Origin of the sequence: Cohaesibacter celericrescens, assembly GCF_002866925.1 — a bacterium.
Classification (GTDB): Bacteria; Pseudomonadota; Alphaproteobacteria; order Rhizobiales; family Cohaesibacteraceae; genus Cohaesibacter; species Cohaesibacter celericrescens.
In genome coordinates this window covers 430654-453407 of the sequence record NZ_PKUQ01000016.1, presented here as the reverse complement: position 1 = coordinate 453407, position 22754 = coordinate 430654, and the positions used below count along the sequence as shown (strand labels likewise).

Below are 22754 nucleotides of genomic sequence, written 5' to 3'. Positions count from 1 at the left end.
TCACCCGCGATGCGATATTTCGCAGCCGTCGCTGAGCACGGAGCCATCCGCGCCGCCAGCCGTGAGCTTAATGTTGCATCGTCGGCGGTCAATCGCCAAATTCTGTGGCTTGAAGAAAGCCTCGGCGTGCCATTGTTCGACCGGGTAGGCCGTCGCTTGCAGCTTTCGTCTGCGGGCGAAATTCTGCTCAAGCACACCACACAAGTTTTGCGCGACTTCGAACAAACCTCATCAGAACTCGACGCCCTGAAAGGCCTTAAACGAGGTATCGTCCGCATTGCCAGTGTAGAGAGCGTTGCGACGGAATTATTGTCAGATTTAGCTGCATCCTTTGGCAAGAGCTATCCAGACATCCAGTTGCGCATCACCGTGACCCATTCAGACAAGATTGCCAAACTGGTCATCGATTCTGACGCCGATATCGGTTTCACGTTTGATCCACCCGACGATGATCTTCTAGCTGTCAATTATTCGAGACCCTTCGAAATTGGTGCGGTTGCAACCAAGGATCATCCTCTGGCCCAAAAAGAAAACTGCAATTTCGAAGATTGTCTTCAATACCCAATCATCCTGCCATCCAAAGGCCTATCGTTGCGCACGGCCCTGGATCGATTGTTGGCAAGCAGCGATGCTGAACCGTCCGTATTTGCCGAGGTTAGCACCTTGCATATGATGCGCCGTTTAACCGCTCGCGGGCTCGGCCTGTGTTTTCAAACGCGTATCGGCCTCAATGATTCTCTTGATCATTCAGAACTATGTTTCATTCCGTTGACTGACGAACAGCTACAGCACAACCGACTGTCAATTGTGACCCACCATCAGCGTCAGCTCAAGTTGGCGCCAGCGATGTTCCTAACCCACGCCAAACGGTTCTTTTCAGATCAGTTCCCTGACGCCTCCTAGTCTTACTATGATGCCTCCCCACATCCGGCTTGTTCAAGCATCGACGATGTCGAGATGAGCATGGTCCCGCAATTCACAGCACGTTCAATAGACAGCTTGTAGAAAAGCTAAATCTCATTCGGGCGTAAGGCATTCTTGCGTTGCGTAAAATTCCTTATATTCAAATGACTTAAGGTGAAGCGACTCGATTATCTCATTTCTCGATAAAATCTTTCAGTCTCTTTTGGTTATCGAACAAATAGACAATGATCACATTTTGTGCACACTAATGATGAGTGCCCAAATGTCGGTCACAAAAACATTGCAAAAGCGTAAGATTTTTGCGGGAACCAGCGAATCCCGTGTGGATTGTCGACAGATTGTCACTTAAAAAAGGACAAGAACTCGATGCCCATCATACGAAACAAATTTGCCGTAGAAACACTTCTTCGGGCCACCCCTTTAAGCGGGGCCGATCATTGTTTGATGATCGCCTGCAAAATCGGACGAGCCTCATAGTCAAAGCTTCGTTGAGACAGGTCACCATGACAACTGCCCCCCTTCTTGAAGCCAAAGGCCTGACAAAAGCATTTGGCACACTGCTTGCCAACGATTCTGTTGATCTCGTGATCCAGCATGGCGAAATCCACGCTCTTCTCGGCGAAAATGGCGCTGGTAAGTCAACGTTGGTCAAAATGCTTTATGGCTCGCTGGAACCGACAGCCGGTGAGATTTTCTGGAAGGGCGAGCGTATTTCCCTTTCAGACCCTGCCCAAGCACGCGACCACGGAATTGGGATGGTGTTTCAACATTTTTCGCTGTTTGATAGCCTCACCGTGGTTGAGAATATCGCACTCGCGTTGCCCAAAGGCCAAAAAATGCACGAGCTGGCCAAGCGAGTTGAGAAGGTTAGCCATGAATATGGCTTGCCACTCACCGCTGACACTCTGGTTGCTGATCTCTCTGTTGGCGAACGCCAGCGGATCGAGATCGTCCGCTGCTTGCTGCAAGATCCGCAATTGATCATTATGGATGAGCCAACGTCGGTTCTAACACCACAAGAAGCAGAGCTTCTCTTTGAAACTCTGGCTCGGTTGGCAGGTGAGGGGCGTTCTATCCTTTATATCAGCCATCGCCTCGAAGAAGTGCAGCGCATGTGTGATACAGCAACCATTCTGCGCCACGGCAAATTGATTGCCCATTGCACGCCGTCCCAAGAAACAGCCTCATCTCTAGCAACTCTCATGGTTGGAACCAACGTCAAGCCAGTCACGCGCATCCAACCTGACCTGAATGACGCCCCTGTGCGTTTACAGCTCAAAAAGCTGAACCTTCTGGCATCCGGCCCATTCGCCGTTGAACTGAAAGACATCTCACTTTCGGTCAAAGGGGGAGAAGTCGTCGCCATAGCCGGGGTAGCCGGTAACGGACAATCCGAATTGTTCGACGCCCTGTCCGGGGAACGCGACAGCGCAGTAGATGCCATTGTGATCAATGACGAACCTGTCGGCCGCAAAGGCGTCACCTTCCGCCGAAATCTGGGAGCTGCCTTTGTGCCTGAAGAGCGCCTTGGTCATGCAGCAGTGCCCGGCATGTCACTATCAGACAATGTGCTTCTGACGCGTCATGGGTCTGATAAACCGTTGACGCGGAAAGGCGTTTTTCTCAAACGAACCACAGCTGGAAAAATTGGAAAACGCATTTCCGACAATTTTGATGTCCGCAAGGGCGAACCAAACCCTAATGCGGGCAGCCTGTCTGGCGGAAACTTGCAAAAATTCGTCGTGGGCCGCGAAATCGACCGTGCCCCCAGCGTTTTGGTCGTCTCCCAGCCGACATGGGGTGTGGACGCGGGTGCCGCGGCCCTCATACGTCAGTCACTTCTCGATCTAGCCAGAGAAGGAGCCGCGGTATTGGTCATCTCGCAGGATCTGGATGAAATATTTGAAGTCGCCGACCGTATCTCTGTGATCAACAAGGGCTCCCTATCAGATCCCGAGCCGGTGGAAACCATGACATTGGAAAAAATTGGCCTTTTGATGGGGGGCGTGCATGGAAAAGACCCACGCAGCAAGATCAATTCAAATGAAATGACACCATCTGACACTTCATCTTCCAAAGGAGATACCGATGCGGCTTGAATTGCAAAAGCGCAGATCATCTTCTTCGGCGATGTCGCTGCTTTCCCCGCTTCTGGCAATTTGTCTCACAGTTTTGACTGGTGCGGTTATGTTCGGTTTGCTGGGCTTCAATCCAGCTGAAGCCCTGTATGTTTATTTCATCGAACCATTGTTGGACCCCTGGAGCCTTCAGGAACTCGTCGTCAAGGCATCACCCTTGATACTGATTGGTGTTGGCTTGTCCATTTGTTATCGGTCCAACAACTGGAATATCGGCGCAGAAGGACAGTTTACCATCGGCGCCATTTGTGGTTCGGTTCTTCCCATCCTGCTGCCAGAATGGCAAACCCCGATTGTTTTTCCGATCATGGTGGCTTTGGGCGCCGTCGGAGGCGCTTTATTTGCTTACATTCCAGCCGTGCTCAAAAATCGTTTCGGTGCCAATGAAATTCTTACCAGCCTTATGCTCACTTATGTGGCCTTGTTGGTTCTGGATTTTCTGGTCCGTGGTCCTTGGAAAGACCCCGAAGGATACAACTTCCCCGAAAGTCGCCTGTTCCACGATTTTGCAATTGCCCCCAATATTATAGAAGGCAGCCGCATGCATATCGGGGCCATCTTTGCGCTGGTCGCTGTGGTCGTTGTCTTTATTTTGTTTTCGCGCACCCTCAAAGGTTTTGAGATCAAGGTGTTGGGCATTACACCACGCGCAGGTAATTTTGCCGGATTTTCCAAAGAACGCATGATCGTTTTTGCATTCATGTCATCTGGTGCTCTGGCTGGCATAGCAGGTCTGCTCGAAGTAGCAGGCCCCATTGGTCAACTTCGTCCAACCATTTCACCAGGTTATGGCTTTACCGCCATTATTGTTGCATTTCTGGGTCGTCTCAATCCCATTGGCATCCTGTTCGCAGGATTGCTGTTGGCCTTGTCTTATTTGGGAGGAGAGGCAGCACAGGTAGAGTTAGGGGTTTCAGAGAAAACCGCTAAGGCCTTCCAAGGTATTTTGCTATTCTATGTGCTCGCCTGCGACACGCTCATTCATTATCGTATACGATTGGTCAGAAACAGACCGATGAAAAAAGAGGTCGCCTGATGGAATTTGCAGAAGCCTTGCTCATTTCGATTGTCACAGCGTCCACGCCCTTACTTTTGGCCTCACTGGGCGAACTGATCGTAGAGCGATCCGGCGTTCTCAATCTCGGCGTTGAAGGCATGATGATCATGGGCGCGGTCTGCGCCTTTGCAACATCACTTACAACAGGCAACCCTTATCTTGGCATTCTTGCTGGCGTCGCAGGGGGCATTGTCATGTCTCTGCTGTTCGGGGTCCTAACCCTAACTTTGGTCGCCAATCAAGTCGCGACAGGTTTAGCCCTCACTCTGCTGGGGCTTGGTATATCGGGCATGATCGGTGAAAATTTTGTCGGAACACCCGGTGTGAAGCTGATGTCGATCGACATACCATTTCTGTCCGATCTTCCAATTATCGGCAAAGGCCTGTTTAGTCAGGACATTTTATTCTATAGCTCCTTTGCACTGGTTATTGGTGTCAGTTGGCTGTTGTTTAAGTCGCGCTGGGGCCTGATTTTGCGAGCGGTCGGCGAAAACCACACCTCCGCTCACGCTTTGGGTTACGATGTCATTCGCGTTCGCTATTGGGCAGTTCTGTTTGGCGGTTTTTGCGCAGGCCTGTCTGGTGCCTATCTTTCGTTGGTCTATACCAATCTGTGGATTGAGAATATGACTGCGGGTCGCGGCTGGATTGCATTGGCGCTGGTGGTGTTTTCATCATGGCTGCCAGGTCGCATTGCCGTCGGCGCGTATTTGTTCGGGGCTGTATCAATCTTACAATTTCATGCTCAAGGAGCCGGCTGGGATGTGCCGTCCCAACTCCTTGCAGCACTGCCCTATTTGGCAACCATTGTCGCACTCGTGGTTATTTCACGTAACCGTGCTGTGGCAAGGGTCAATACGCCATCCTGCCTGGGTCAGCCTTTTGTGCCTGACCGCTAAACAAAGGCCCTTGCCGCGATTGCGGCAGTGGCAAAAAATGGAGTCTCGATTGTCTGCCAGTCGTGGTCCTAATAAACAAACGACGAGATCCCCTATCAGGATCCGGTTACAAAAAAGAGGGATGCAACAAATGCGTAAATTCTTAGCAGCGGCAGCAGCCGTAGCACTCGGCCTTACGGCCGGAATGGCACAGGCTGCTGACAAGACCAAAGTCGGCTTTGTCTATGTCGGACCAGTTGGTGATATGGGGTGGTCTTATCAGCACGATCAAGGCCGTCAGGCCATCGTGGAAGCATTCGGCGACAAAGTCGAAACCACTTATGTTGAAAGCGTATCCGAAGGACCAGACGCCGAGCGCGTGATCGAAAAGCTTGCTCGTTCTGGCAACGACATCATTTTCACCACGTCCTTTGGCTACATGAACCCAACTCTCAAAGTTGCAAAAAAATATCCAAACGTAAAATTCGAACATGCAACGGGCTACAAACGTTCTGATAATGTGTCTACCTATGCAGCACGCTTCTATGAAGGGCGCTATGTCATTGGCCAGATCGCAGCCAAAATGTCCAAATCTAACATTGTTGGCTACATTGGTTCTGTGCCGATTCCAGAAGTGGTACGCGGCATCAATGCATTCCTGTTGGGTGCACAGTCCGTTAATCCAGACATGAAAATCAAAGTCATCTGGGTTAACAGCTGGTTCGATCCAGGCAAAGAAGCCGACGCAGCCAAAGCCTTGATCGATCAGGGCGCAGACATCATCACCCAGCATACAGATTCCGCCGCACCTCTGCAGCTTGCAGCTGAGCGTGGTGTATTGGGCTTTGGTCAAGCATCTGACATGATCAAATTTGCTCCCAACAATCAGTTGACCGCAATCGTCGACGTTTGGGACGACTATTATGTATCCCGTGTTAAAGCTGTTATGGACGGAACCTGGAAATCCCAAGACACTTGGGGTGGTTTTGACGCAAAAATGGTCAAAATGGCTGATTACACCAATCTGCCTGAAGACGTTGTTGCAATGGCTAAAGAAACAGCAGCAGCCATTGAAGCTGGCACTCTCAAGCCATTCACCGGCCCAATCTTTAAACAGGATGGTACAGAAGCGGTCAAAGAAGGTGAAACCCTTGATGATGGCGCTCTGTTGGGCATGAACTGGTATGTCAAAGGCGTTGACGGCAAGCTGCCTAAAAACTGATTTTAAGACATAAAACCAAACGAGAGAAGCCCCCGATATCGAAACAATAATCGGGGGCTTTTTTGTGCCTGCTTTTTGACAGATACGTGGCTCAACCACATCAAGATAATACGTATTTATGCTTCCGTAACAATGCGTTATGAAATACCGCAAGGTTAGATGTGCGAATATAACACTTCACATACAGTCGAAAAAAGCTCATAAAATAATGAGCACCAGTGGCCAAACATTGGATTTCTAAACCAAACCTCGACCGCAAACCAATATCGAGCATCGGTGTAGCTCGCGAACAGGAAGGTCGCCATTGGGACAATTTCCTGCTCAACAGGAACGACGAGAGCAGAAGAATGACTCACCTAGCAAAAGAATTGCGGTCACAGGCCCACTACATCAGAAGCTGTTTGCAACAAGGAAATTTGGGCTATGCTGATGCTAAAATGCAAGAAAAACTTGAACGCGCTGCAGCACGCATTACGACACAAAACAGCAGTTTAGATGACTTACAAACCTTTGCAAAAGATCAAGCTGCATTAAATGAAGAACTGACACGGTCCAACGGAAACCAGCGCCATGCACTGGAACAAGTGGTAGAAGCCCTGTCCGCCACACTGACCAAGATGCATAGCGACAGCACCAGCGAGACTTGCAGCAGTTATAAGCTCTTCGAAACGCTAGAGTTAGCGCGCAAGGCACTAAAATAGAGCATCTTTGCTCCGCATCACCATCCAAGCCTCAAGCGAGGAACCTCTGACCCGTTATTGAACAGGCTCAGCCTATCTTTTAGTGGACTTGTGTTTCCAATGATTGAAAATTCAAAAGCATCATGATCTAGTATTTCAACTTGAAATTGAAGGGAATTGTTCATGAAACGCACAATGAATCTGTTATCAATCATGGGGTTAGTATTTATGGTATGCGCACCTAGCGCTCAGGGCGCTCGGAGAGCAATGGTCTATACAGAAGGCCATAAAGGCGCGCAATCCGCTATCAAAAAAATGCAGAAAAGTGATCAGATTCCGACAAGCATGAGCTGTCGGAACTCTCCATCTGCCGGAAAAATGCTAAAACCTGAGGTTACCTTCAAGGCAGCTCCGAACAAGGAAAAGCGTGCTTGGACAGTCTTTGCCTATTTTGGTCAAATGGAATGGAAACCAGGAAAGCCAGGCGTTAAAAATGCTTGGACCAAACGCTATAGTACCCATTTCGGGGCACCTGGTAGCGGTAGAGAATTTCACTGTTCTCTTTGGTATGGCCCAAAAGGATCTTTGGGCAAGCTTAAACGAAATGGTTCAAACGCGAGAAGTCAATAAAGGCTAGACTATCAATCAGATATGCAAAATGCCCCAAAATGCAAGCCAGCAAATTTGGGGCATTAGACTGAAAAACCTTATCAAAATTTGTCGACAGTCAAACCACCAACTGGAACACGATGCCTGACAGAATGGCGCCTGTGATACCCAGCCCAATATACAAGGCAAAGACAGCGCGCTTGACCAATGACCAAACAGCGGCCATTGCCGGTATCGAACTGACGGCACCGGCCACCATAAAGGACATGGCAGCACCAGCGCTCATCCCCTGTTCCATCAGACCGGCCAAAAGCGGTGGCGCGATATAGCTGTTAAGGTAGGCCGGAATGCCAACAACAGCAGCGATAGCAATTGGCCCAATGCCCGTTCCGCCGACAAGACCGGCAATCACGCTTGCGGGTACATACGTAATCAACAAACCTTCCAGCATATAGGCCAACGCCAACCACTTGACCAAGAACAGTGCGTTGGTTTTCAATTCAGCCACAAACACATCCTTGCGCTTATTGTCTTTCCATACCGCCCAGACGGGTTTGCCTGAAAAAGGCGAAGGACCACAGCCACAAGAAGAGCAGCCAACCGAATTTTGTTTCAACGGGCTGGTTAGCAAGCCAGCTTTCATTACGTATGAAACAATAAAACCGCCAAACAATCCCAACGCCACGGCGGATATGGCCTTACCAACCGCAAACGGCCACCCGAGCACAGACGCAGTAATCAGTAGAGTAGGGGGATCAATAAGAGGGGAGGAAAGCCAAAATGCCATAACAGCAGACAGCGGTGCCCCCAAAGCCAACAAGCCAGCGATAAAGGGAATAACCTCACACGAACAGAACGGGGCCAGCCCACCCAACAGCGCGGCCAAAAAGATCATCCGGACCTCTTTGCCCTTAAAGGCCTCGGCAATGACAGCCTCTGCACCCGCAGCCTTCAAATAGGCAATCAGAAACACCGCAAATGCAATGACCGGCACCGTTCCCAGAAAAGCCGTAACGGCAATATCCACCACCGGCACCAGATTGGAAAAATCCAAAATAGAAACCATCACAGGAATCAGAACAACAATGGTCCAGGGAGATTGCAGCGTGCTCAGAGATTGCCGCCAAGAGGATTGATCTGGTTCAGCAAATTCACTCATATTTTGTCCTCAGTTGGACCGGTTTCAAAGACCGGTCTGTTCATCAGTTAAAAGAGTTTCATCGACACAACATTCACTTAAAATGAAAGCAGCCAATGCGCGCAGCCGGTCGTAATTGGCCCGATTGACAACAGACCGACCTTGCTTTTCCTGAAGGATGACATCCGCATCAGTCAGAAATTTAAGATGATGGGCAAGAGTTGAGGGAGCTATTCCGGTTCGCTCCTGTAAATCACCCACACTCAAACCCGTTGATCCAGCCCGCACCAAACACCGAAGCACGGCAAGACGTGCTTCAGACCCCATTGATGCAAACCCTTGAGAGGCAAGCTCTGTTTTCATCATCTACACTCCATATCTATATAACTAGTTTTATAGTTATTAAGACTGCAAGTCAAGTCGGTCTAACGCCCCTTGAACCAAGGCGCTTTAAAAAGTTTCAAAAAATCAAAGGATCATTGACGATTAAAAGGGAATATTTTTCCCCTGAAAGGTGCGTTTTTATGGAAAATGCCGCCCGTAAAGTCGACGAATTCAACAAGTATCCATATATAAAACACCAATTTGCCTGTTAGAGAAACACATGGTTCTGTTCAAAGAATGATGCCGCTGCCTTTAAGGTGAGCTATTTCGAGAGCAATTTCGTCGGAAAAAGCCTTACCCAACCTGCTCAGCTTATATTCCTTGGGGATAAACTGAGCAATATCCCAGTGAATTTTGGGAAACAACGGGCGAGTGACTATTTTTTGAGCATTTATGAGCTGACAAGCCACGGGGTCAACAATTGCAACGCCTAGCCCCCTTTCAACCAAATTCACTACCCCACGCAAATGGCGCATTTCTGCGACAATGTTTCGTTTTAACTCGACATCTTGCATCAAATAATCAACGCGGGTTCTTAGGGGGCTGCCGGGGGCAAGTTCAACGAACTTCTCATTCAACAATTGAGGGAAAAAAACGACATTCTCATGGGTTAGCGGATGATCAGCCGGCATAATACAGACAGCCTCACAACGAGCAAGAGGTGTTACCGAAGCGCCAAACAGATCTCCGTTCAAAGTGATTCCAAGCGCAAGATCGCAGCTGTGATCACTGATCATTCGCGAAATTTCTTCCATTCCGGCATCAATAATTCGTACATTGACCTTGGGATGATTGAGATTGAAACGCGCCACAAGATCCAACAAGAAAGTATCACAGAATATAGGCTGGGCAGCGACGACCAAATTGCCCACTTGTTTATTGGCAATGGCTACGGCCTCTTCCCGAATATGACGAAAAGAAGCAAGCGTCCTCACCACCGCAATATGATACTGGAAGGCCTCGGGAGTAGGGGTTAACCTATTGCGACTCCTAATAAAAAGTTCAAAACCGACACGCTCTTCAAGCGAGGTCAATAGACGGCTCACCATTGGTTGCCGAAGCCCCATCGACACCGCAGCTTTCTGCATTCCTCCGTGCCGCATATAGGCGTCAAACGCCTCGAGTTCTCGCAACTTCACCATAACAAGCGCCTCTCCTCAGTATTCATAAAAGTAATAGTAAATCAAAATACTTGTCAAAATAATAATGCCGTGAAAAACTGAATTGATCACCAACCTTGGCCGGAACCCGGCCTAATATGCGAGGGAATAATGAAATCCTTTCTGACAGGAATTGTATTTGCCGCCGCCCTGATATCAGGCTCGGTGCAAGCTGCTGATTATCCAGATCAAGCTGTTACACTTGTAATACCTTATGGCCCAGGTGGAGCATCTGATTTGGCTGGACGTGCTTTGGCTGAAAGCGCCAAACCTTATCTGGGGCAACCCGTTACCGTCATGAACAAACCGGGCGCAGGTGGCATGAACGGCGCACGCTTTGTCTCCAAAGCTGACCCTGATGGCTATACATTGCTTCTTGCGCGCGTTGGTATGGCGCTAAGTCCGGCCGTCAGCCCAGATTCAGCTGTGCCTTGGGACTCCTACACCTTTGTTGGTGCTCTGGAAGCCACACCAATGATCCTCGCCGTTAAAGGCGATGCGCCCTATAATAGCGTTGAAGAACTGATAGCCGCTATCAAATCCAGCAATGGTTCAATGACATATGCAGCATCTGGCGCAACTGCCATTGACGGTTTTACCGTCCAGTCCTTGCTGTCTGACAATGACCTTGATCCTTTGACTGCTGCAACGCTCGTCCCCTATAAAGGTGGTGGCGCTTTGGCAACGGCATTGCTTGGTGGCCATGTTGACTTCCTAGCCGTCTCAGCCGGTTCATTGGTTTCACATGTCGAAAGCGGCGCGATGAAAGCACTGATGGTTTTTGCTCCTAAACGTATGGAAAAATTGCCAGACGTCCCCACTGCAGCCGAACTCGGTTTCGCTCAAGCTGGTAAAGTAACCGGTTGGAGTGCTCTTTATGCTCCCAAAGGACTGCCTGAAGATGTCCTTGCGAAATGGAGTGAAGTTATGAAGAAAGTCTCCACAGACGAAACTTGGCTGACCCTTGCAGAGCGTCGCGGTTCCATCTCGACTGTTGCCGCAGTCGACATGCCAGCTTATGCGGCGGAGCAATACAATCTGTTCCACGATATGGCTCAGAAATTTGGCTACCTTCCTGCAGAAAAATAAAATTCAAAATGCTGTGGAAGCATGAATTCAAGAACACTTCTCGCGATAGAGTTTTCGCGAGAAGTGCTTGAGCGGAGATGTGAATATGAACAAGGCTTTATGGCGCGGAGTGTTTACCGTTGCATTCTTTGCAGTAGTGACATTTATTTTGATACCGATCTATGTCCCACGCCCTTCCTTCATTCCCGGTTTTGCCCCACCACCTGATATGTGGCCCTTCACAGTATCAATCATCGGTATAGTTCTTGGTTGCGTCGCTGTTATCGGTGCTTTCCTTGACCCAAAACGCGCCGTGGTGGAAACAGCTCTGGAACATGACGGCGCCCCGATCAAAATCAAGCTCCAGCGCTTTCTAGGCTTGATCACACTTTTCGGCCTGTTTTTGTTACTCGTGCCTTATATCGGCTTCCTGATTGGTTCCATTCTCCTAATTGGAACAACCATTCTGCTGACTGGCGAACGGTCCTACCGCATTTGGGCCGCGGCTATCACAGTCGTTGGACCGATCCTCCTGCTTTATATTTTCAACATGGCTCTGGGCACACAATTCCCCAAAGGGCTTCTCACCAAACCCTTTGGATTCTAGGAGAATATGACCAATGACGAATGATATTCTTCTGGCCTTTCAGGCTGTTGCGACCCTAGAAAATTTTCTGGTTATGATGGCCGGTATTTGGGGTGGCGTAATCATTGGTGCCATTCCCGGCATGACTGGCACCATGGCAGTAACTCTGGCGTTGCCTTTTACATTTTATATGGATCCAGTTCCCTCCATCTTGCTGCTTGTTGCTCTTTACAAAGGCTCAACCTATGGCGGGTCTGTCTCCGCAATTTTGATCAAAACCCCCGGAACGGCATCCGCAGCCTGTACAGCCCTTGATGGATATCCCTTGGCCCAACAGGGTAAGGCAGGCAAAGCGCTCAACATGGCGCTCTATTCTTCTGTTATCGGCGACTTTGTTTCCAATATATCGCTAATTTTTCTGGCCGCCCCCCTTGCCATTTTGGCCTTGCGTGTCGGGCCGCCAGAATATTTCATGCTTATGCTCTTCGCTTTGACTACGGTCGCAGGTGTGTCGGGTAACTCACTTCTGCTGGGCTTAATCTCAGCCGCGTTGGGACTGTTGCTCGCGACAGCAGGGGAGGATATGTATGGCTCATTCCGCTTTGCTTTCACCGATGAAATGCAAGGCGGCCTCTCGGTTGCCCCCGTACTCATTGGACTTTTTGCCCTACCTGAACTGATAAAACTCGTCGTTTTTCGTGCCTGTCCGATAATGGATGCTGCCAAGCTAGGGGATCAACGGGTCTCATTTTCTGAGTTCAAAGGCTCCATCAAGTCCATCACGCGCGGCAGCGTGATTGGTGTTGTCCTTGGTGCCATCCCCGGCATTGGTCCCTCTGCTGCGGCCTTCTTTTCTTACGGTGAAGCACAACGATCTTCAAAGAATGGCGAGAAGTTCGGCAAGGGTGAGCTTGAAGGCATTGCCGCCTCGGAATCGGCCAATAATGGTGCCTGCGGCGCGACGATGATCCCTCTACTGGCATTGGGTGTGCCCGGCGATGTCATCACCGGAGTTATGCTGGGAGCCTTTATGATCCAAGGCCTGACACCGGGGCCACTTCTGTTCCAAACCAATCAACATGAAATTTATATGCTGTTTATCGGCATGTTGTTTTCCTCAACATTTCTGTTTTTTGCCGGAAAGGTTACGATGCGGATGTTCTCGCATGTTGCGCACATTCCGCAAACCCTACTGACATCCGCAGTTTTGTTGCTCTGCCTATTCGGCATTTACTCGATCTCTTCGAGTATGTTCGATGTTGCCATTTTGTTGATCATGGGGGTCGTCGGATTTGGCATGATGCTTTTCAGTATTCCAGCCGCTCCTTTCCTCATCGCTTTCATTCTCGGTCCGATGATCGAGGAAAATTTGCGCCGTGCACTGGCTATTTCCCGTGGTGACCCCACGGTCCTGTTATCGTCCCCGATCACCTGGATATTTGCCGTTCTCATCATATTCGTAACGGGTTTGACAATCCATCGGGAGCTAAAAAAATCAAAAGATAGAAAGGCCTCTCGGTCATGAGTCAGAATGCGTTCGCAGACCCTCAAAGTCACCCCAGACTGGACGCAGCCAAAGCTCATCTCAGAGCTATGGTGGGCTTTGATACTGTTTCAAAAAATTCAAACCTCGCACTGATTGCCTATATGGCAGACTATCTAAAAGAGCTTGGCGCCGAGCTGACCATTCTCCCTAACCAAACAGGCGAGAAGCAAAATCTTGTTGCGCGCTTTGGACCATCAGATAAGGCTGGTATTGTACTATCAGGTCACACTGATGTAGTGCCCGCCAACGAAGACAGCTGGAAGACACCTGCTTTTGAGGTCAACGAAATCAACGGCCTGCTCTTTGGCAGGGGAACCTGCGATATGAAGGGCTTTGCTGCGTGTGTTTTGGCAACAGCGCCGGTTTTGGCTTCGAAGAATTTACAGCAGCCCGTTTATCTCTGCTTTTCCTATGACGAAGAAGTAGGGTGCCTTGGTGTTCCTGCGATTGCAGAATATCTGGCCTCTCTCGATACCCCTCCCAAGCTGGCAATCATTGGAGAGCCATCCAATATGCAGCTGATCACGGGCCAAAAAGGCAAGATCGCAATGCGGGCCCACGTCAAAGGAAGCTCTGGTCACTCGTCTTTTTCACCCAAACACTTAAACGCAATTGAGTTGGCTGGCCATGTCATTGATCTGATAGAAAAGCGCGGCGTGAAGTATGAAAAAGAGGGACCGTTTGATCCGGAATTCACCATACCGCATTCCACTATGCTCGTGACGATGATAAAGGGAGGTGTGGCAACCAATGTAACCCCAGATACTTGCAGCTTCACGTTCGAATTGCGCTCAATTCTTGAAGAAAACGCAAGACCCGATATGGACGCACTGCTGGCGTCTGCCGATGCCGAAGTTGCCAAAAGAGTGAGCAGCAAATCCGTCGCCGGAGGAATTGAGTGGCAAGAGATATTTTCCTATCCCGCCATGGGTGATGCTCGCCAAAGCGAGGGTTTTCAAGCACTAGCCCACATCATGCCTGAACTGGGCGGTAAAGTTTCTTATGGATCAGAAGGTGGCGTGTTCGAAACCATTGGTGGCATTCCCTCGGTAATCGTCGGACCCGGTTCCATTGAACAGGCTCACAAACCAAACGAATTTGTTGCTATTTCTCAGATAGAGCAATGCTTGTCGTTTTTAGATCTGGTCGCAGCAGAAGTATCTAAATAGATCAAAAACAGAAGCATTGTAAGATGAAATCTTCAACGCAGAGAGGAGAGGGCTCTTCACTTCTCACTCTTCGCTCTGCGCACCATGTTTGTCACGGACACGGTTCCCCAGCCCAGACAAGGTTGCCCCACGCAATCTCTGCTTACCGCCTTGGCATATCGACCAAAATGATGAACCATTGCAGGCCTCGATACTTAAAGCTCACGGTTATGAGGCAGTCGTATTTCGATCAGAACCCGCTTTGGACGTTCATTTGGTGTATCCAGAACACTCAGATCTAAAAATTAAAAAACAGAATTTTACGCTGCAAGGATCAACTTCATAACGCATCGCGGCGACAATCATAAAACAATGATGCTCAAGTCGGTTGTCTCTGTTCAAACGCCTAAGCGTGAACGGAGGACTGAAAACCCGCGCAATGCTGAGCTACGATACATTATATATCAAGGAAATCACACCGGACTACATCTGCCAATACTATAGGGCTTTGCTGCGTCAGACTCATTTTTGAGCCTATAAATCCAACAGATTCACTATAGACAAAAATCAAATTGAATTGCAAAGAAAGTATATGGCGGAGAGGGTGGGATTCGAACCCACGGAACGCTTGCACGCTCGCCGGTTTTCAAGACCGGTGCATTCGACCACTCTGCCACCTCTCCAGGTCCATTGTGGTTGCTCGCCCTTTTGCCGTTATTCTCTATCAAATGCAAGCCTAGAATTTGACATTCTGTTTTGCTGTTGAAAAATCCATTGCATCGTTTCAAATTTTTGGCAGAAACGAGACAAAACACCGCACATCATTAAAGTCCCATAGCCAACACTCTTCATAAATCCTTTACCATGTGGATGAGAAAGCGGGGAAATGGCTGGTAAATTGATTTTGATTCATGAATAACAATCAATTACGATTTACGATCCTACTTAACGCGTGCAGCTTGTATGATTAACCTTGATACTTTACATTAATCGGCGATGTAACCGGCCCGCCGTTTAATCATGCGAGTCTTGTTGACGAGCAAATTTTGACAAAATGGACCCCTTACATGGGCAAACACTTTCTTTCTTTTGCTTCCACAATGCGAAAGCGCAGCATGCCAATTGCGACAGTTGGCACTCTGTGTGTTTTGCTGACGGCCTGTTCAGGGTCGGGGCCCTCGCCATCGTCAAAAAAAGGCAAGTTTGACCCCAAATATGGTGTATCGGCCAGTGTAAGGGTAGCAAACAAACAAAACGAATTCCGTAAGGGTGGCGGACATTACAAAGTCGGAAAACCCTATAAGGTTGCTGGCAAAACCTATGTCCCCAAAGATGAAAAGGGTTATATCAAAACCGGAAAAGCGTCTTGGTATGGCGACGATTTCCATGGTCGCCTGACGGCCAACGGCGAAATCTTTGACATGAATACCCTAACAGCGGCCCATCCGACGTTGCCCCTGCCATCCTATGCACGAGTGACCAACTTAAAGAATGGTCGATCCGTGATCGTTCGCATCAATGACCGTGGTCCCTATGCCCATGGAAGAGTCATTGACTTGTCCAAACGTGTGGCTGAGGTGTTGTCCTTCAAGAATGACGGCATCACTGATGTGCGCGTAAAATACCTAGGCAAAGCGCGGATGGATGGAAAGGATGCCCCCTATCTGGAAGCTTCCTATCGCAAGAAAGGGCAGCGTATCGGCGACGATTTCAAAGCCGTGCCCAAAGAAGGCGAACATCGCGCGCCACCACCAGAGATCATGATGGCTTCTGCCGCCCCAAAACCGCAAAAGAAAAAAGACTCCAACTTCTTGATGGCCCATGTACCTGCGCTTGGATCAGGGTTCGCGTCAAACGAAACACCCAACACTACGCAGGTGGCTTCGGCCCCCATATCGGGTTGGGCGCCTGTTGATCTGGTTGGAGACGGATATTTCCCACCATCTGGAGATTTGGCGACATCAATGAACCTTGCTAAAATGGCGCCTATTCAGCTTTTCTACACGCCAGCTATGTCTTTACGCATTGAAACAGGTCACCAAGCAATCGCAAATCAGTTTGATGATCGCAAAACCTCAAACCTGGCCATGGCACTTAAAAGCAAAGTTCAGAAAGCCACTGTAAAGTCGGGCGCTGCTGCAGCAAACTCGGCGGATCAAGCTCATCAAAGCAACATTGGCGCGTTTGAACCAAACTACGCTCTCCGCTTAGCAGAAGAATTTGCATCCATTGCCGCAGTCGAAGTGAAGCGTGCGCCAAATGGGTTATCGATCGTACGGATCGTAAAACTCAAATCCGGCGTACAACCGAGCGACCTTACAGCAATGAAAAAACGGCTTGGCCTTGCCAACGGCTAAAATCGCAATAAAAACCTAAAAAAATCAACGAAAACGCAAGGAGAGTGTCAACACTCTCCTTTTCCTTTTCGAGCTTGCCATGTAGTATCGACAGGAATGAAGGCTGCTTTGATTTTGCCCATTTAAGCAAAACACAAAGCAATTATATCACAAACTGCGATCAATCTATTGTGTAACGTTGGGAGGGGGATGGATGCTCAACGCGTATATTAAGAAGCCATTTGTTTTTATCATATTAGCCACAATTGCGGTTTTTGCTTTTGAACAAGGCGCCTTGGCTCAGATTTATCAAACCAAGGCAAAACAGGCCTTTTTGATTGATTGGGCCAGTGGCTCTGTCCTGTTTTCTAAAAAAGAAGACGAACCAATGCCGCCAGCATCGCTGGCCAAGCTGATGACCATTGAAGTGGTTTTCAATGCGCTAAAAAACAATGAATTATCTCTTGATGATGAATTCATGATTTCAGAAACTGCTTGGCGAGAGGGTGGGGCCAACTCCGGTGGCTCAACGATGTTTGCCAAATTGAATTCAATGGTGCCTTTGGATGCCTTGTTGCATGGCATCATTGTTCAATCGGGTAACGATGCCTGTATTGCAGTTGCAGAGGGTATGGCTGGCAATGAAGCAACCTTCGCCCAGCTCATGAACCGTCGTGCAAAAGAAATCGGTTTGACCGGCTCAAATTTTGCCAATTCCACCGGATTGCCCGCTGATGGTCAATATGTGACACCGCGTGACTTATCGGTGCTTGCGCGACATATCATTGATGAATATCCAGAATACTATCACTATTTTGCCATCCCTGAATATACTTGGAATGGCATCACCCAGCAGAATCGCAACCCGATTCTCGGTTTCACACAAGGGGCAGATGGACTTAAAACAGGTCATACACAAGCGGCCGGATACGGTGTCGTTGCCTCAGCGATGCGCGGTGATCAGCGCCTAATCGCCGTTCTCAGCGGCATGAAATCAAAAAAAGAACGTCGCGAAGAAGCTCGTAAAATCGTAAACTGGGGGTTCCGTGCATTCACATCTCAACGCATATACGATGTAGATGAAGAAATTGAATTTGCTAGTGTGCACGGCGGCGACCAATCAAAAGTGATGCTGGTCAGTGAACGCCCCATCAGCTTATTCATGGCGCGTTCCAACCAAGGAGCGCTGAAGGCCCGCATCTATTATCAAGGCCCGCTGAAAGCGCCAATTGAAGAAGGCACTGAAGTGGCGACTCTAAAAATCTGGTCCGATGACAAGTTGATTTTGGAGTCCCCGCTCGTGACTGGACATGCCGTCCATAAGGGAACAATCACACAGCGAGCACTGGATGGATTGCAACAACTGCTGTTGGGGTGGTTATAGACGTAATGTGATGTTGAGCAGACATAGCCCTACTTAAATATTCACAGTAAAGATAAGAATGCGCGCAGATGGATTCCGAAAGAGTGCATCCGGCGCGCATTTGCGTATGATGCTCACAGCAACGACCACTTAGGAACGAGTCGCACATGCAGCGCGGAAAATTTATCACCTTTGAAGGCGGAGAAGGGGTGGGCAAAACCACCCAAATTCGTCTTCTAACGGAAAGATTGGCCGCAAGAGGCATCAATTGCATAAAAACCAGAGAACCGGGCGGCTCCCCAGGCGGAGAAGCTGTGCGTCATGTCTTGCTTTCTGGCGCAGCAGAAAAACTGGGCATCGGCCCCAGAGGCGAAGCCATTCTGTTCGCAGCGGCCCGCGCCGATCATGTGGATACAAAAATTCGCCCAGCTCTAGATCGAGGCCAATGGGTGTTGTGTGATCGCTTCATGGACTCAACTCGCATTTATCAGGGCGAACATACCGATGTTCCACAAGGATTGGTCGACATTTTGGAGCGGATCGCAATAGATGGACTGCGTCCGGACCTCACCTTTGTTCTGGATTTGCGTGCAGAAATTGGCATGAATCGAGCCAACACACGCAGAACCAAAGGCGAAATTGCCGACAGATTTGAGCGTGAAGATCTCTCTATTCACAAAAACAGGCGCAACGCCTTTTTGCAGCTGGCTCGTCAAGACCCAGCTCGATGCAAAGTCATCGACGCTTCACAAACAGTGGATGAAATTTCATTTGATATCTGGCAAATCGTGGAACGGGAATTGTTATTAAAAGAGCAGGGGCAGACCGCACTCCTGCAGAATGAAAAGGAAGCCTAGATGGCCGAGACAGATCATGAGATCCCAGTCTTTGACGCTTTAGACAATTTGGCTCCACCTCATCAGCAGCATCAATTTTTCGGTCATGAAAAAGTCGAGAAGGATCTATTGTCCGCGTGGCAAACAGGCAAAATGCATCATGCCTGGCTGTTAACCGGACCAAAGGGCATTGGCAAAGCAACATTCGCCTTTCGGGCTGCCCGGTTCATTTTCAATGAAGGCATACAAGAAACCCCGGGGCTTTTGGGCGATCATAAGCCCTCAAATATGGATGTCCGGCCTGATAGCCATGCGGCGCGCCTTACAGGCAATTTGGCACACCCAAATCTTTTGGTGATTGACCGCCCCTATGACCAAAAGGGGAAAAAATACAAAACAGAAATTACCGTTGATGAAGTGCGTAAAACCGTGCGTTTTTTTGGCTCAACTGCAGGTGAAAGCACTTGGCGGGTCTGTATCGTAGATCCGGCAGATGAATTGAACAGCAATGCCGCCAACGCTTTGCTCAAAATCCTAGAAGAACCACCGAAACGTACGGTATTTTTTCTAATTTCACACGCACCTGGAAGACTACTGCCGACAATCCGCTCTCGCTGCCGTCGGCTGTCCATGTCGCCGCTTGAAAATCCGCAATTAAGCAATGCGATTGCCTCACTTGACATTGCGCAAGGCGAAATCGTTTCACAACTTAGCGAAATCTGTGATGGCTCTCTTCGCAAGGCAGCTGAATTGCAGTCGGATGACGGCCTCATCTTGGTGCGCGCCTTTGAGCGCCTCTTGGCCCCGCCATTCAACCCCGACTATGAAAGCCTGAACGCCTTTGCAGACATTGTGAACCAACGTGGCAAAGAACAGAGATTTGCAGGCTTTTCGGATTTGGTTCATCGGTATTTGTCGCACCAATTGCACCATGCAAGCCGCAATACTGGCGCGACAGCAAAAGAGCTTTACCCATTGGCCCAAGCTTGGGATAAAGCTGATGAAATGATCCAACAAACACGCACCTTTAACCTAGACAAGAAACAAACAACCATTGATGTAATGCGCATGTTGGCCAAGGCATCCAATGGGCAATAAAGAGAAGCCCTGATTAATCAGGACACCTTTCAGGTTTTTTGTTCGTCAATTTGCATCCTGTCCACTAAACTAAGACAAAATCCTTGACGAAACCGGCACCTTCGCGCACAACGACTAAAGAATTTTAGGCAATTGTGTCTGCAGTTTCACAGCCTTAAACAGCAAACGCAACGACCAAAGTAAATCCAACCCCAGACCTTGAGAAATCGACGACAGGCATGACAAAGAAACCGTTTTTCATCTCCACAGCGATCTCCTATCCCAATGGCGCCCCTCATATTGGGCATGCCTATGAAATGATGGCGACCGACGCTATGGCGCGTTTCAAACGTCTGGACGGGTATGATGTTTTCTTTCTGACCGGCACCGATGAGCATGGCCAAAAAATGCAGCAAACTGCAGAAAAGCTTGGCATGACCGCCGCCGAGCTAGCAGACCGAAATGCGCCGGTTTTTGAAAAAATGGCAAAGGCATTGAACTGCTCCAATGATGACTTTATCCGCACCTCGCAGGCTCGTCATTATGAAAGCTCCAAAGCCATCTGGAAAGCCATGGAAGCCTCTGGCGACATCTATCTTGATAGTTATGCTGGTTGGTATTCCGTCCGCGATGAAGCTTTTTATGCAGAGAATGAAACTGAAAAACGAGAAGACGGTGTGCGTTACGGTCCGCAAGGCAGCCCAGTAGAATGGACTGAAGAAGAAAGCTATTTCTTTCGTCTATCCAAATATCAAGACAAATTAATTGAACTCTACGAAGGTCAGCCTGATTTCATGGGCCCCAGCGAGCGCCGCAACGAAGTGATGAGTTTCGTAAAAGGGGGCTTGCGCGATTTATCGATCTCGCGCACGACATTTGACTGGGGAATTCCTGTTCCCGGTACTGACAACCATGTCATGTATGTGTGGGTAGATGCATTGACCAACTATATCACCGCATTGGGTTACCCCAATGTAGATGGTGATAAATTCCAGAATTATTGGTCCAATGCCACGCACATCATCGGCAAAGACATCATTCGGTTCCACGCCGTTTATTGGCCTGCCTTTCTGATGTCCGCGGGCATTCCTTTACCCAAGCGCGTCTATGCACATGGCTTCTTGTTTAACCGCGGCGAAAAAATGTCGAAATCCGTCGGCAACGTTATCGACCCATTTGGCTTGATCGAAGAGTATGGGTTAGACCAGACCCGTTTCTTCTTCATGCGCGAAGTCCCGTTCGGACAGGACGGCAACTACAGCCATGATGCCATTGTCAACCGGACCAACGCAGATCTTGCCAATGACTTGGGCAACCTTGCCAGCCGTTCATTGGCGATGATCGCCAAAAATTGTGACAATGCCTTACCAGCACCAGGTACCTACAGCAGCGAAGATCTGGCGATGCTGGCGCAAGCAGACGCGATGCTGGAAAAATGCCAAGACTTCATGGATAAACAATTGATCCACAAAGCGCTTGAAACCATCTGGGATACGGTTGGAGAGTGCAATAAATATTTTGCCGCGCAAGAACCATGGGCCCTGCGTAAGAATGATCCCGAACGCATGAAAACCGTGCTTTATGTCACGGCCGAAATCATCAGGCAGGTCGGCATTCTGGCACAACCATTCATTCCGGATTCCGCGGCGAAATTACTCGACCTGTTCGCACTCAATGCTAACAAGCGCGACTTTAGCGCTTTGGGTGCAGGCAACCGCCTTGCACCGGGCACACCGATTGAAAAACCGAGTCCGGTCTTTCCACGCTATGTTGAAAAATTAGAAGACGAGGCATAAAACAATGCTGGTTGATAGCCACTGCCACTTGGATTTTCCTGATTTTAAGGATGAACTGGGGGATGTTATCCGCCGTGCAGAATTGGCAGGTGTGGGTCACATGGTCACCATTTGCACCCACATTTGCAAGTTTGACCAGATCAAGGCCATCGCAGAAAGCTACGACAATATCTTCTGTTCCGTCGGAACCCATCCCCACAATGCTGATCAGGAACTGGACTTTACAGCAGAAGACATTGCCAAGTTGGCAGACCACCCCAAATGCGTGGCTATCGGAGAAGCTGGACTGGACTATTTCTACGACAATGCCCCGCGACAAGCGCAGGCACAAGGGCTGCGTACCCATATCAAAGCAGCCAGAATGACCCAGCTACCACTGGTCATTCACTCCCGTGATGCTGACGAAGATATGATCTCAATCTTGTCGGATGAAATGGAGCAGGGGACCTATCCTGCACTTTTACATTGTTTCTCATCCGGCCGAGAGTTGGCCATGCGAGCCGTCGATATGGGGCTTTATGTTTCTCTATCCGGTATCCTGACCTTCAAACGCAGTCAGGATATTCGCGACATCGTCGCAGATGTACCAATGGATCGGCTTTTAGTAGAAACCGACGCACCCTATTTGGCGCCCATGCCTTATAGAGGCAAACGGAACGAACCGGCATATGTGGCCCATACTGCTGAAATGCTAGCCGAAGTAAAAGGCGTCTCGATCGATGAGATAGCCAATATCACTACCGATAATTTCTTCCGCTTATTCAGCAAAGCAAAACGCTAAAATAGGCAGAAATACCAACAGGGCACC

General features: G+C 49.1%; 20 protein-coding genes and 1 tRNA gene. 17 read left to right on the top strand and 4 right to left on the bottom strand.

The window, feature by feature from the left end; all coding sequences use genetic code 11:
• Positions 1 to 9: 9 nt before the first annotated feature.
• The 7 genes from C0081_RS09995 to C0081_RS09965 all read left to right on the top strand — a co-directional run bounded on the left by C0081_RS09995 (position 10) and on the right by C0081_RS09965 (position 7529).
• The gene (locus tag C0081_RS09995) at positions 10 to 903 is read left to right on the top strand and encodes a LysR family transcriptional regulator (RefSeq protein ID WP_101533644.1); all 894 of its coding nucleotides are present in this window, start codon (positions 10 to 12) and stop codon (positions 901 to 903) included.
• A gap of 524 nt (positions 904 to 1427) precedes the next feature.
• The gene (locus C0081_RS09990; RefSeq protein WP_101533643.1) at positions 1428 to 3023 is read left to right on the top strand and encodes an ABC transporter ATP-binding protein; all 1596 of its coding nucleotides are present in this window, start codon (positions 1428 to 1430) and stop codon (positions 3021 to 3023) included.
• The gene (locus C0081_RS09985; protein ID WP_101533642.1) at positions 3013 to 4098 is read left to right on the top strand and encodes an ABC transporter permease; all 1086 of its coding nucleotides are present in this window, start codon (positions 3013 to 3015) and stop codon (positions 4096 to 4098) included. The genes C0081_RS09990 and C0081_RS09985 overlap by 11 nt, the downstream gene beginning before the upstream one ends.
• Positions 4098 to 5018 (top strand): ABC transporter permease, encoded by a 921-nt coding sequence (locus C0081_RS09980; protein ID WP_101533641.1) that lies wholly within the window; start codon positions 4098 to 4100, stop codon positions 5016 to 5018. Before C0081_RS09985 ends, C0081_RS09980 begins: the two co-directional genes overlap by 1 nt.
• Before the next feature lie 130 nt (positions 5019 to 5148).
• Positions 5149 to 6219 carry a BMP family ABC transporter substrate-binding protein gene (locus C0081_RS09975; protein WP_101533640.1) on the top strand — a complete coding sequence of 357 codons (1071 nt, stop codon included), beginning with the start codon at positions 5149 to 5151 and terminating at the stop codon, positions 6217 to 6219.
• A 218-nt stretch (positions 6220 to 6437) separates the two neighbouring features.
• Positions 6438 to 6920, top strand: coding sequence for a hypothetical protein (locus tag C0081_RS09970; RefSeq protein ID WP_146006434.1), 483 nt, complete (start codon positions 6438 to 6440; stop codon positions 6918 to 6920).
• Positions 6921 to 7082: 162 nt separating this feature from the next.
• Complete coding sequence (locus C0081_RS09965; protein ID WP_146006433.1) at positions 7083 to 7529, top strand: hypothetical protein; 447 nt, start codon at positions 7083 to 7085, stop codon at positions 7527 to 7529.
• Positions 7530 to 7626: 97 nt separating this feature from the next.
• Here the strand turns inward: C0081_RS09965 and C0081_RS09960 are convergent, their stop codons facing one another.
• The 3 genes from C0081_RS09960 to C0081_RS09950 form a co-directional block, all read right to left on the bottom strand.
• Entirely contained in the window at positions 7627 to 8667 is a 1041-nt protein-coding gene (locus tag C0081_RS09960) for a permease (protein ID WP_101533637.1), read from the bottom strand.
• Between the two features lie 24 nt (positions 8668 to 8691).
• A complete protein-coding gene (locus C0081_RS09955; protein ID WP_245417905.1) occupies positions 8692 to 9012 on the bottom strand; it encodes an ArsR/SmtB family transcription factor in 321 nt (106 codons plus the stop codon).
• A gap of 248 nt (positions 9013 to 9260) precedes the next feature.
• Entirely contained in the window at positions 9261 to 10172 is a 912-nt protein-coding gene (locus C0081_RS09950) for a LysR family transcriptional regulator (protein WP_101533635.1), read from the bottom strand.
• A gap of 129 nt (positions 10173 to 10301) precedes the next feature.
• On the opposite strand from C0081_RS09950, the gene C0081_RS09945 reads away from it, so the two are divergent.
• The 4 genes from C0081_RS09945 to argE all read left to right on the top strand — a co-directional run bounded on the left by C0081_RS09945 (position 10302) and on the right by argE (position 14559).
• A complete protein-coding gene (locus tag C0081_RS09945; RefSeq protein WP_101533634.1) occupies positions 10302 to 11279 on the top strand; it encodes a Bug family tripartite tricarboxylate transporter substrate binding protein in 978 nt (325 codons plus the stop codon).
• A gap of 85 nt (positions 11280 to 11364) precedes the next feature.
• Complete coding sequence (locus tag C0081_RS09940) at positions 11365 to 11865, top strand: tripartite tricarboxylate transporter TctB family protein (RefSeq protein ID WP_101533633.1); 501 nt, start codon at positions 11365 to 11367, stop codon at positions 11863 to 11865.
• 13 nt (positions 11866 to 11878) lie between these two features.
• Positions 11879 to 13369 (top strand): tripartite tricarboxylate transporter permease, encoded by a 1491-nt coding sequence (locus C0081_RS09935; protein ID WP_101533632.1) that lies wholly within the window; start codon positions 11879 to 11881, stop codon positions 13367 to 13369.
• The gene (argE, locus tag C0081_RS09930) at positions 13366 to 14559 is read left to right on the top strand and encodes an acetylornithine deacetylase (RefSeq protein WP_101533631.1); all 1194 of its coding nucleotides are present in this window, start codon (positions 13366 to 13368) and stop codon (positions 14557 to 14559) included. Before C0081_RS09935 ends, argE begins: the two co-directional genes overlap by 4 nt.
• A 572-nt stretch (positions 14560 to 15131) precedes the next feature.
• On the opposite strand, the gene C0081_RS09925 is transcribed toward argE, so the two are convergent.
• Positions 15132 to 15221 (bottom strand) — tRNA-Ser (locus C0081_RS09925).
• 432 nt (positions 15222 to 15653) lie between these two features.
• On the opposite strand from C0081_RS09925, the gene C0081_RS23690 reads away from it, so the two are divergent.
• The 6 genes from C0081_RS23690 (at position 15654) to C0081_RS09895 (ending at position 22727) form a co-directional block, all read left to right on the top strand.
• Positions 15654 to 16895 (top strand): septal ring lytic transglycosylase RlpA family protein, encoded by a 1242-nt coding sequence (locus C0081_RS23690; protein ID WP_101533757.1) that lies wholly within the window; start codon positions 15654 to 15656, stop codon positions 16893 to 16895.
• Between the two features lie 193 nt (positions 16896 to 17088).
• Positions 17089 to 18258, top strand: a complete 1170-nt coding sequence (locus tag C0081_RS09915; protein WP_101533630.1) for a D-alanyl-D-alanine carboxypeptidase family protein — start codon at positions 17089 to 17091, stop codon at positions 18256 to 18258.
• Positions 18259 to 18404: 146 nt separating this feature from the next.
• Positions 18405 to 19094 carry a dTMP kinase gene (gene tmk, locus C0081_RS09910; protein ID WP_101533629.1) on the top strand — a complete coding sequence of 230 codons (690 nt, stop codon included), beginning with the start codon at positions 18405 to 18407 and terminating at the stop codon, positions 19092 to 19094.
• Positions 19095 to 20171 (top strand): DNA polymerase III subunit delta', encoded by a 1077-nt coding sequence (locus C0081_RS09905; protein WP_101533628.1) that lies wholly within the window; start codon positions 19095 to 19097, stop codon positions 20169 to 20171.
• A 218-nt stretch (positions 20172 to 20389) separates the two neighbouring features.
• On the top strand, positions 20390 to 21946 hold the full coding sequence (metG, locus tag C0081_RS09900) for a methionine--tRNA ligase (RefSeq protein ID WP_101533627.1): 1557 nt from the start codon (positions 20390 to 20392) through the stop codon (positions 21944 to 21946).
• A 4-nt stretch (positions 21947 to 21950) separates the two neighbouring features.
• Positions 21951 to 22727, top strand: a complete 777-nt coding sequence (locus C0081_RS09895) for a TatD family hydrolase (RefSeq protein WP_101533626.1) — start codon at positions 21951 to 21953, stop codon at positions 22725 to 22727.
• Positions 22728 to 22754: the final 27 nt, after the last annotated feature.

What these genes read in the sequence shown, in the direction of transcription:
- C0081_RS09915 (WP_101533630.1), top strand. Translation starts at nt 17,089, where the DNA reads ATGCTCAACGCGTATATTAAGAAGCCATTTGTTTTTATCATATTAGCC.
- C0081_RS09975 (WP_101533640.1), top strand. Translation starts at nt 5,149, where the DNA reads ATGCGTAAATTCTTAGCAGCGGCAGCAGCCGTAGCACTCGGCCTTACG.
- tmk (WP_101533629.1), top strand. Translation starts at nt 18,405, where the DNA reads ATGCAGCGCGGAAAATTTATCACCTTTGAAGGCGGAGAAGGGGTGGGC.
- C0081_RS09955 (WP_245417905.1), bottom strand. Translation starts at nt 9,012, where the DNA reads ATGATGAAAACAGAGCTTGCCTCTCAAGGGTTTGCATCAATGGGGTCT.
- C0081_RS09965 (WP_146006433.1), top strand. Translation starts at nt 7,083, where the DNA reads ATGAAACGCACAATGAATCTGTTATCAATCATGGGGTTAGTATTTATG.
- C0081_RS09995 (WP_101533644.1), top strand. Translation starts at nt 10, where the DNA reads ATGCGATATTTCGCAGCCGTCGCTGAGCACGGAGCCATCCGCGCCGCC.
- C0081_RS09895 (WP_101533626.1), top strand. Translation starts at nt 21,951, where the DNA reads ATGCTGGTTGATAGCCACTGCCACTTGGATTTTCCTGATTTTAAGGAT.
- metG (WP_101533627.1), top strand. Translation starts at nt 20,390, where the DNA reads ATGACAAAGAAACCGTTTTTCATCTCCACAGCGATCTCCTATCCCAAT.
- C0081_RS09945 (WP_101533634.1), top strand. Translation starts at nt 10,302, where the DNA reads ATGAAATCCTTTCTGACAGGAATTGTATTTGCCGCCGCCCTGATATCA.
- C0081_RS09905 (WP_101533628.1), top strand. Translation starts at nt 19,095, where the DNA reads ATGGCCGAGACAGATCATGAGATCCCAGTCTTTGACGCTTTAGACAAT.
- argE (WP_101533631.1), top strand. Translation starts at nt 13,366, where the DNA reads ATGAGTCAGAATGCGTTCGCAGACCCTCAAAGTCACCCCAGACTGGAC.
- C0081_RS09950 (WP_101533635.1), bottom strand. Translation starts at nt 10,172, where the DNA reads ATGGTGAAGTTGCGAGAACTCGAGGCGTTTGACGCCTATATGCGGCAC.
- C0081_RS23690 (WP_101533757.1), top strand. Translation starts at nt 15,654, where the DNA reads ATGCCAATTGCGACAGTTGGCACTCTGTGTGTTTTGCTGACGGCCTGT.
- C0081_RS09940 (WP_101533633.1), top strand. Translation starts at nt 11,365, where the DNA reads ATGAACAAGGCTTTATGGCGCGGAGTGTTTACCGTTGCATTCTTTGCA.
- C0081_RS09960 (WP_101533637.1), bottom strand. Translation starts at nt 8,667, where the DNA reads ATGAGTGAATTTGCTGAACCAGATCAATCCTCTTGGCGGCAATCTCTG.
- C0081_RS09990 (WP_101533643.1), top strand. Translation starts at nt 1,428, where the DNA reads ATGACAACTGCCCCCCTTCTTGAAGCCAAAGGCCTGACAAAAGCATTT.
- C0081_RS09935 (WP_101533632.1), top strand. Translation starts at nt 11,879, where the DNA reads ATGACGAATGATATTCTTCTGGCCTTTCAGGCTGTTGCGACCCTAGAA.
- C0081_RS09985 (WP_101533642.1), top strand. Translation starts at nt 3,013, where the DNA reads ATGCGGCTTGAATTGCAAAAGCGCAGATCATCTTCTTCGGCGATGTCG.
- C0081_RS09980 (WP_101533641.1), top strand. Translation starts at nt 4,098, where the DNA reads ATGGAATTTGCAGAAGCCTTGCTCATTTCGATTGTCACAGCGTCCACG.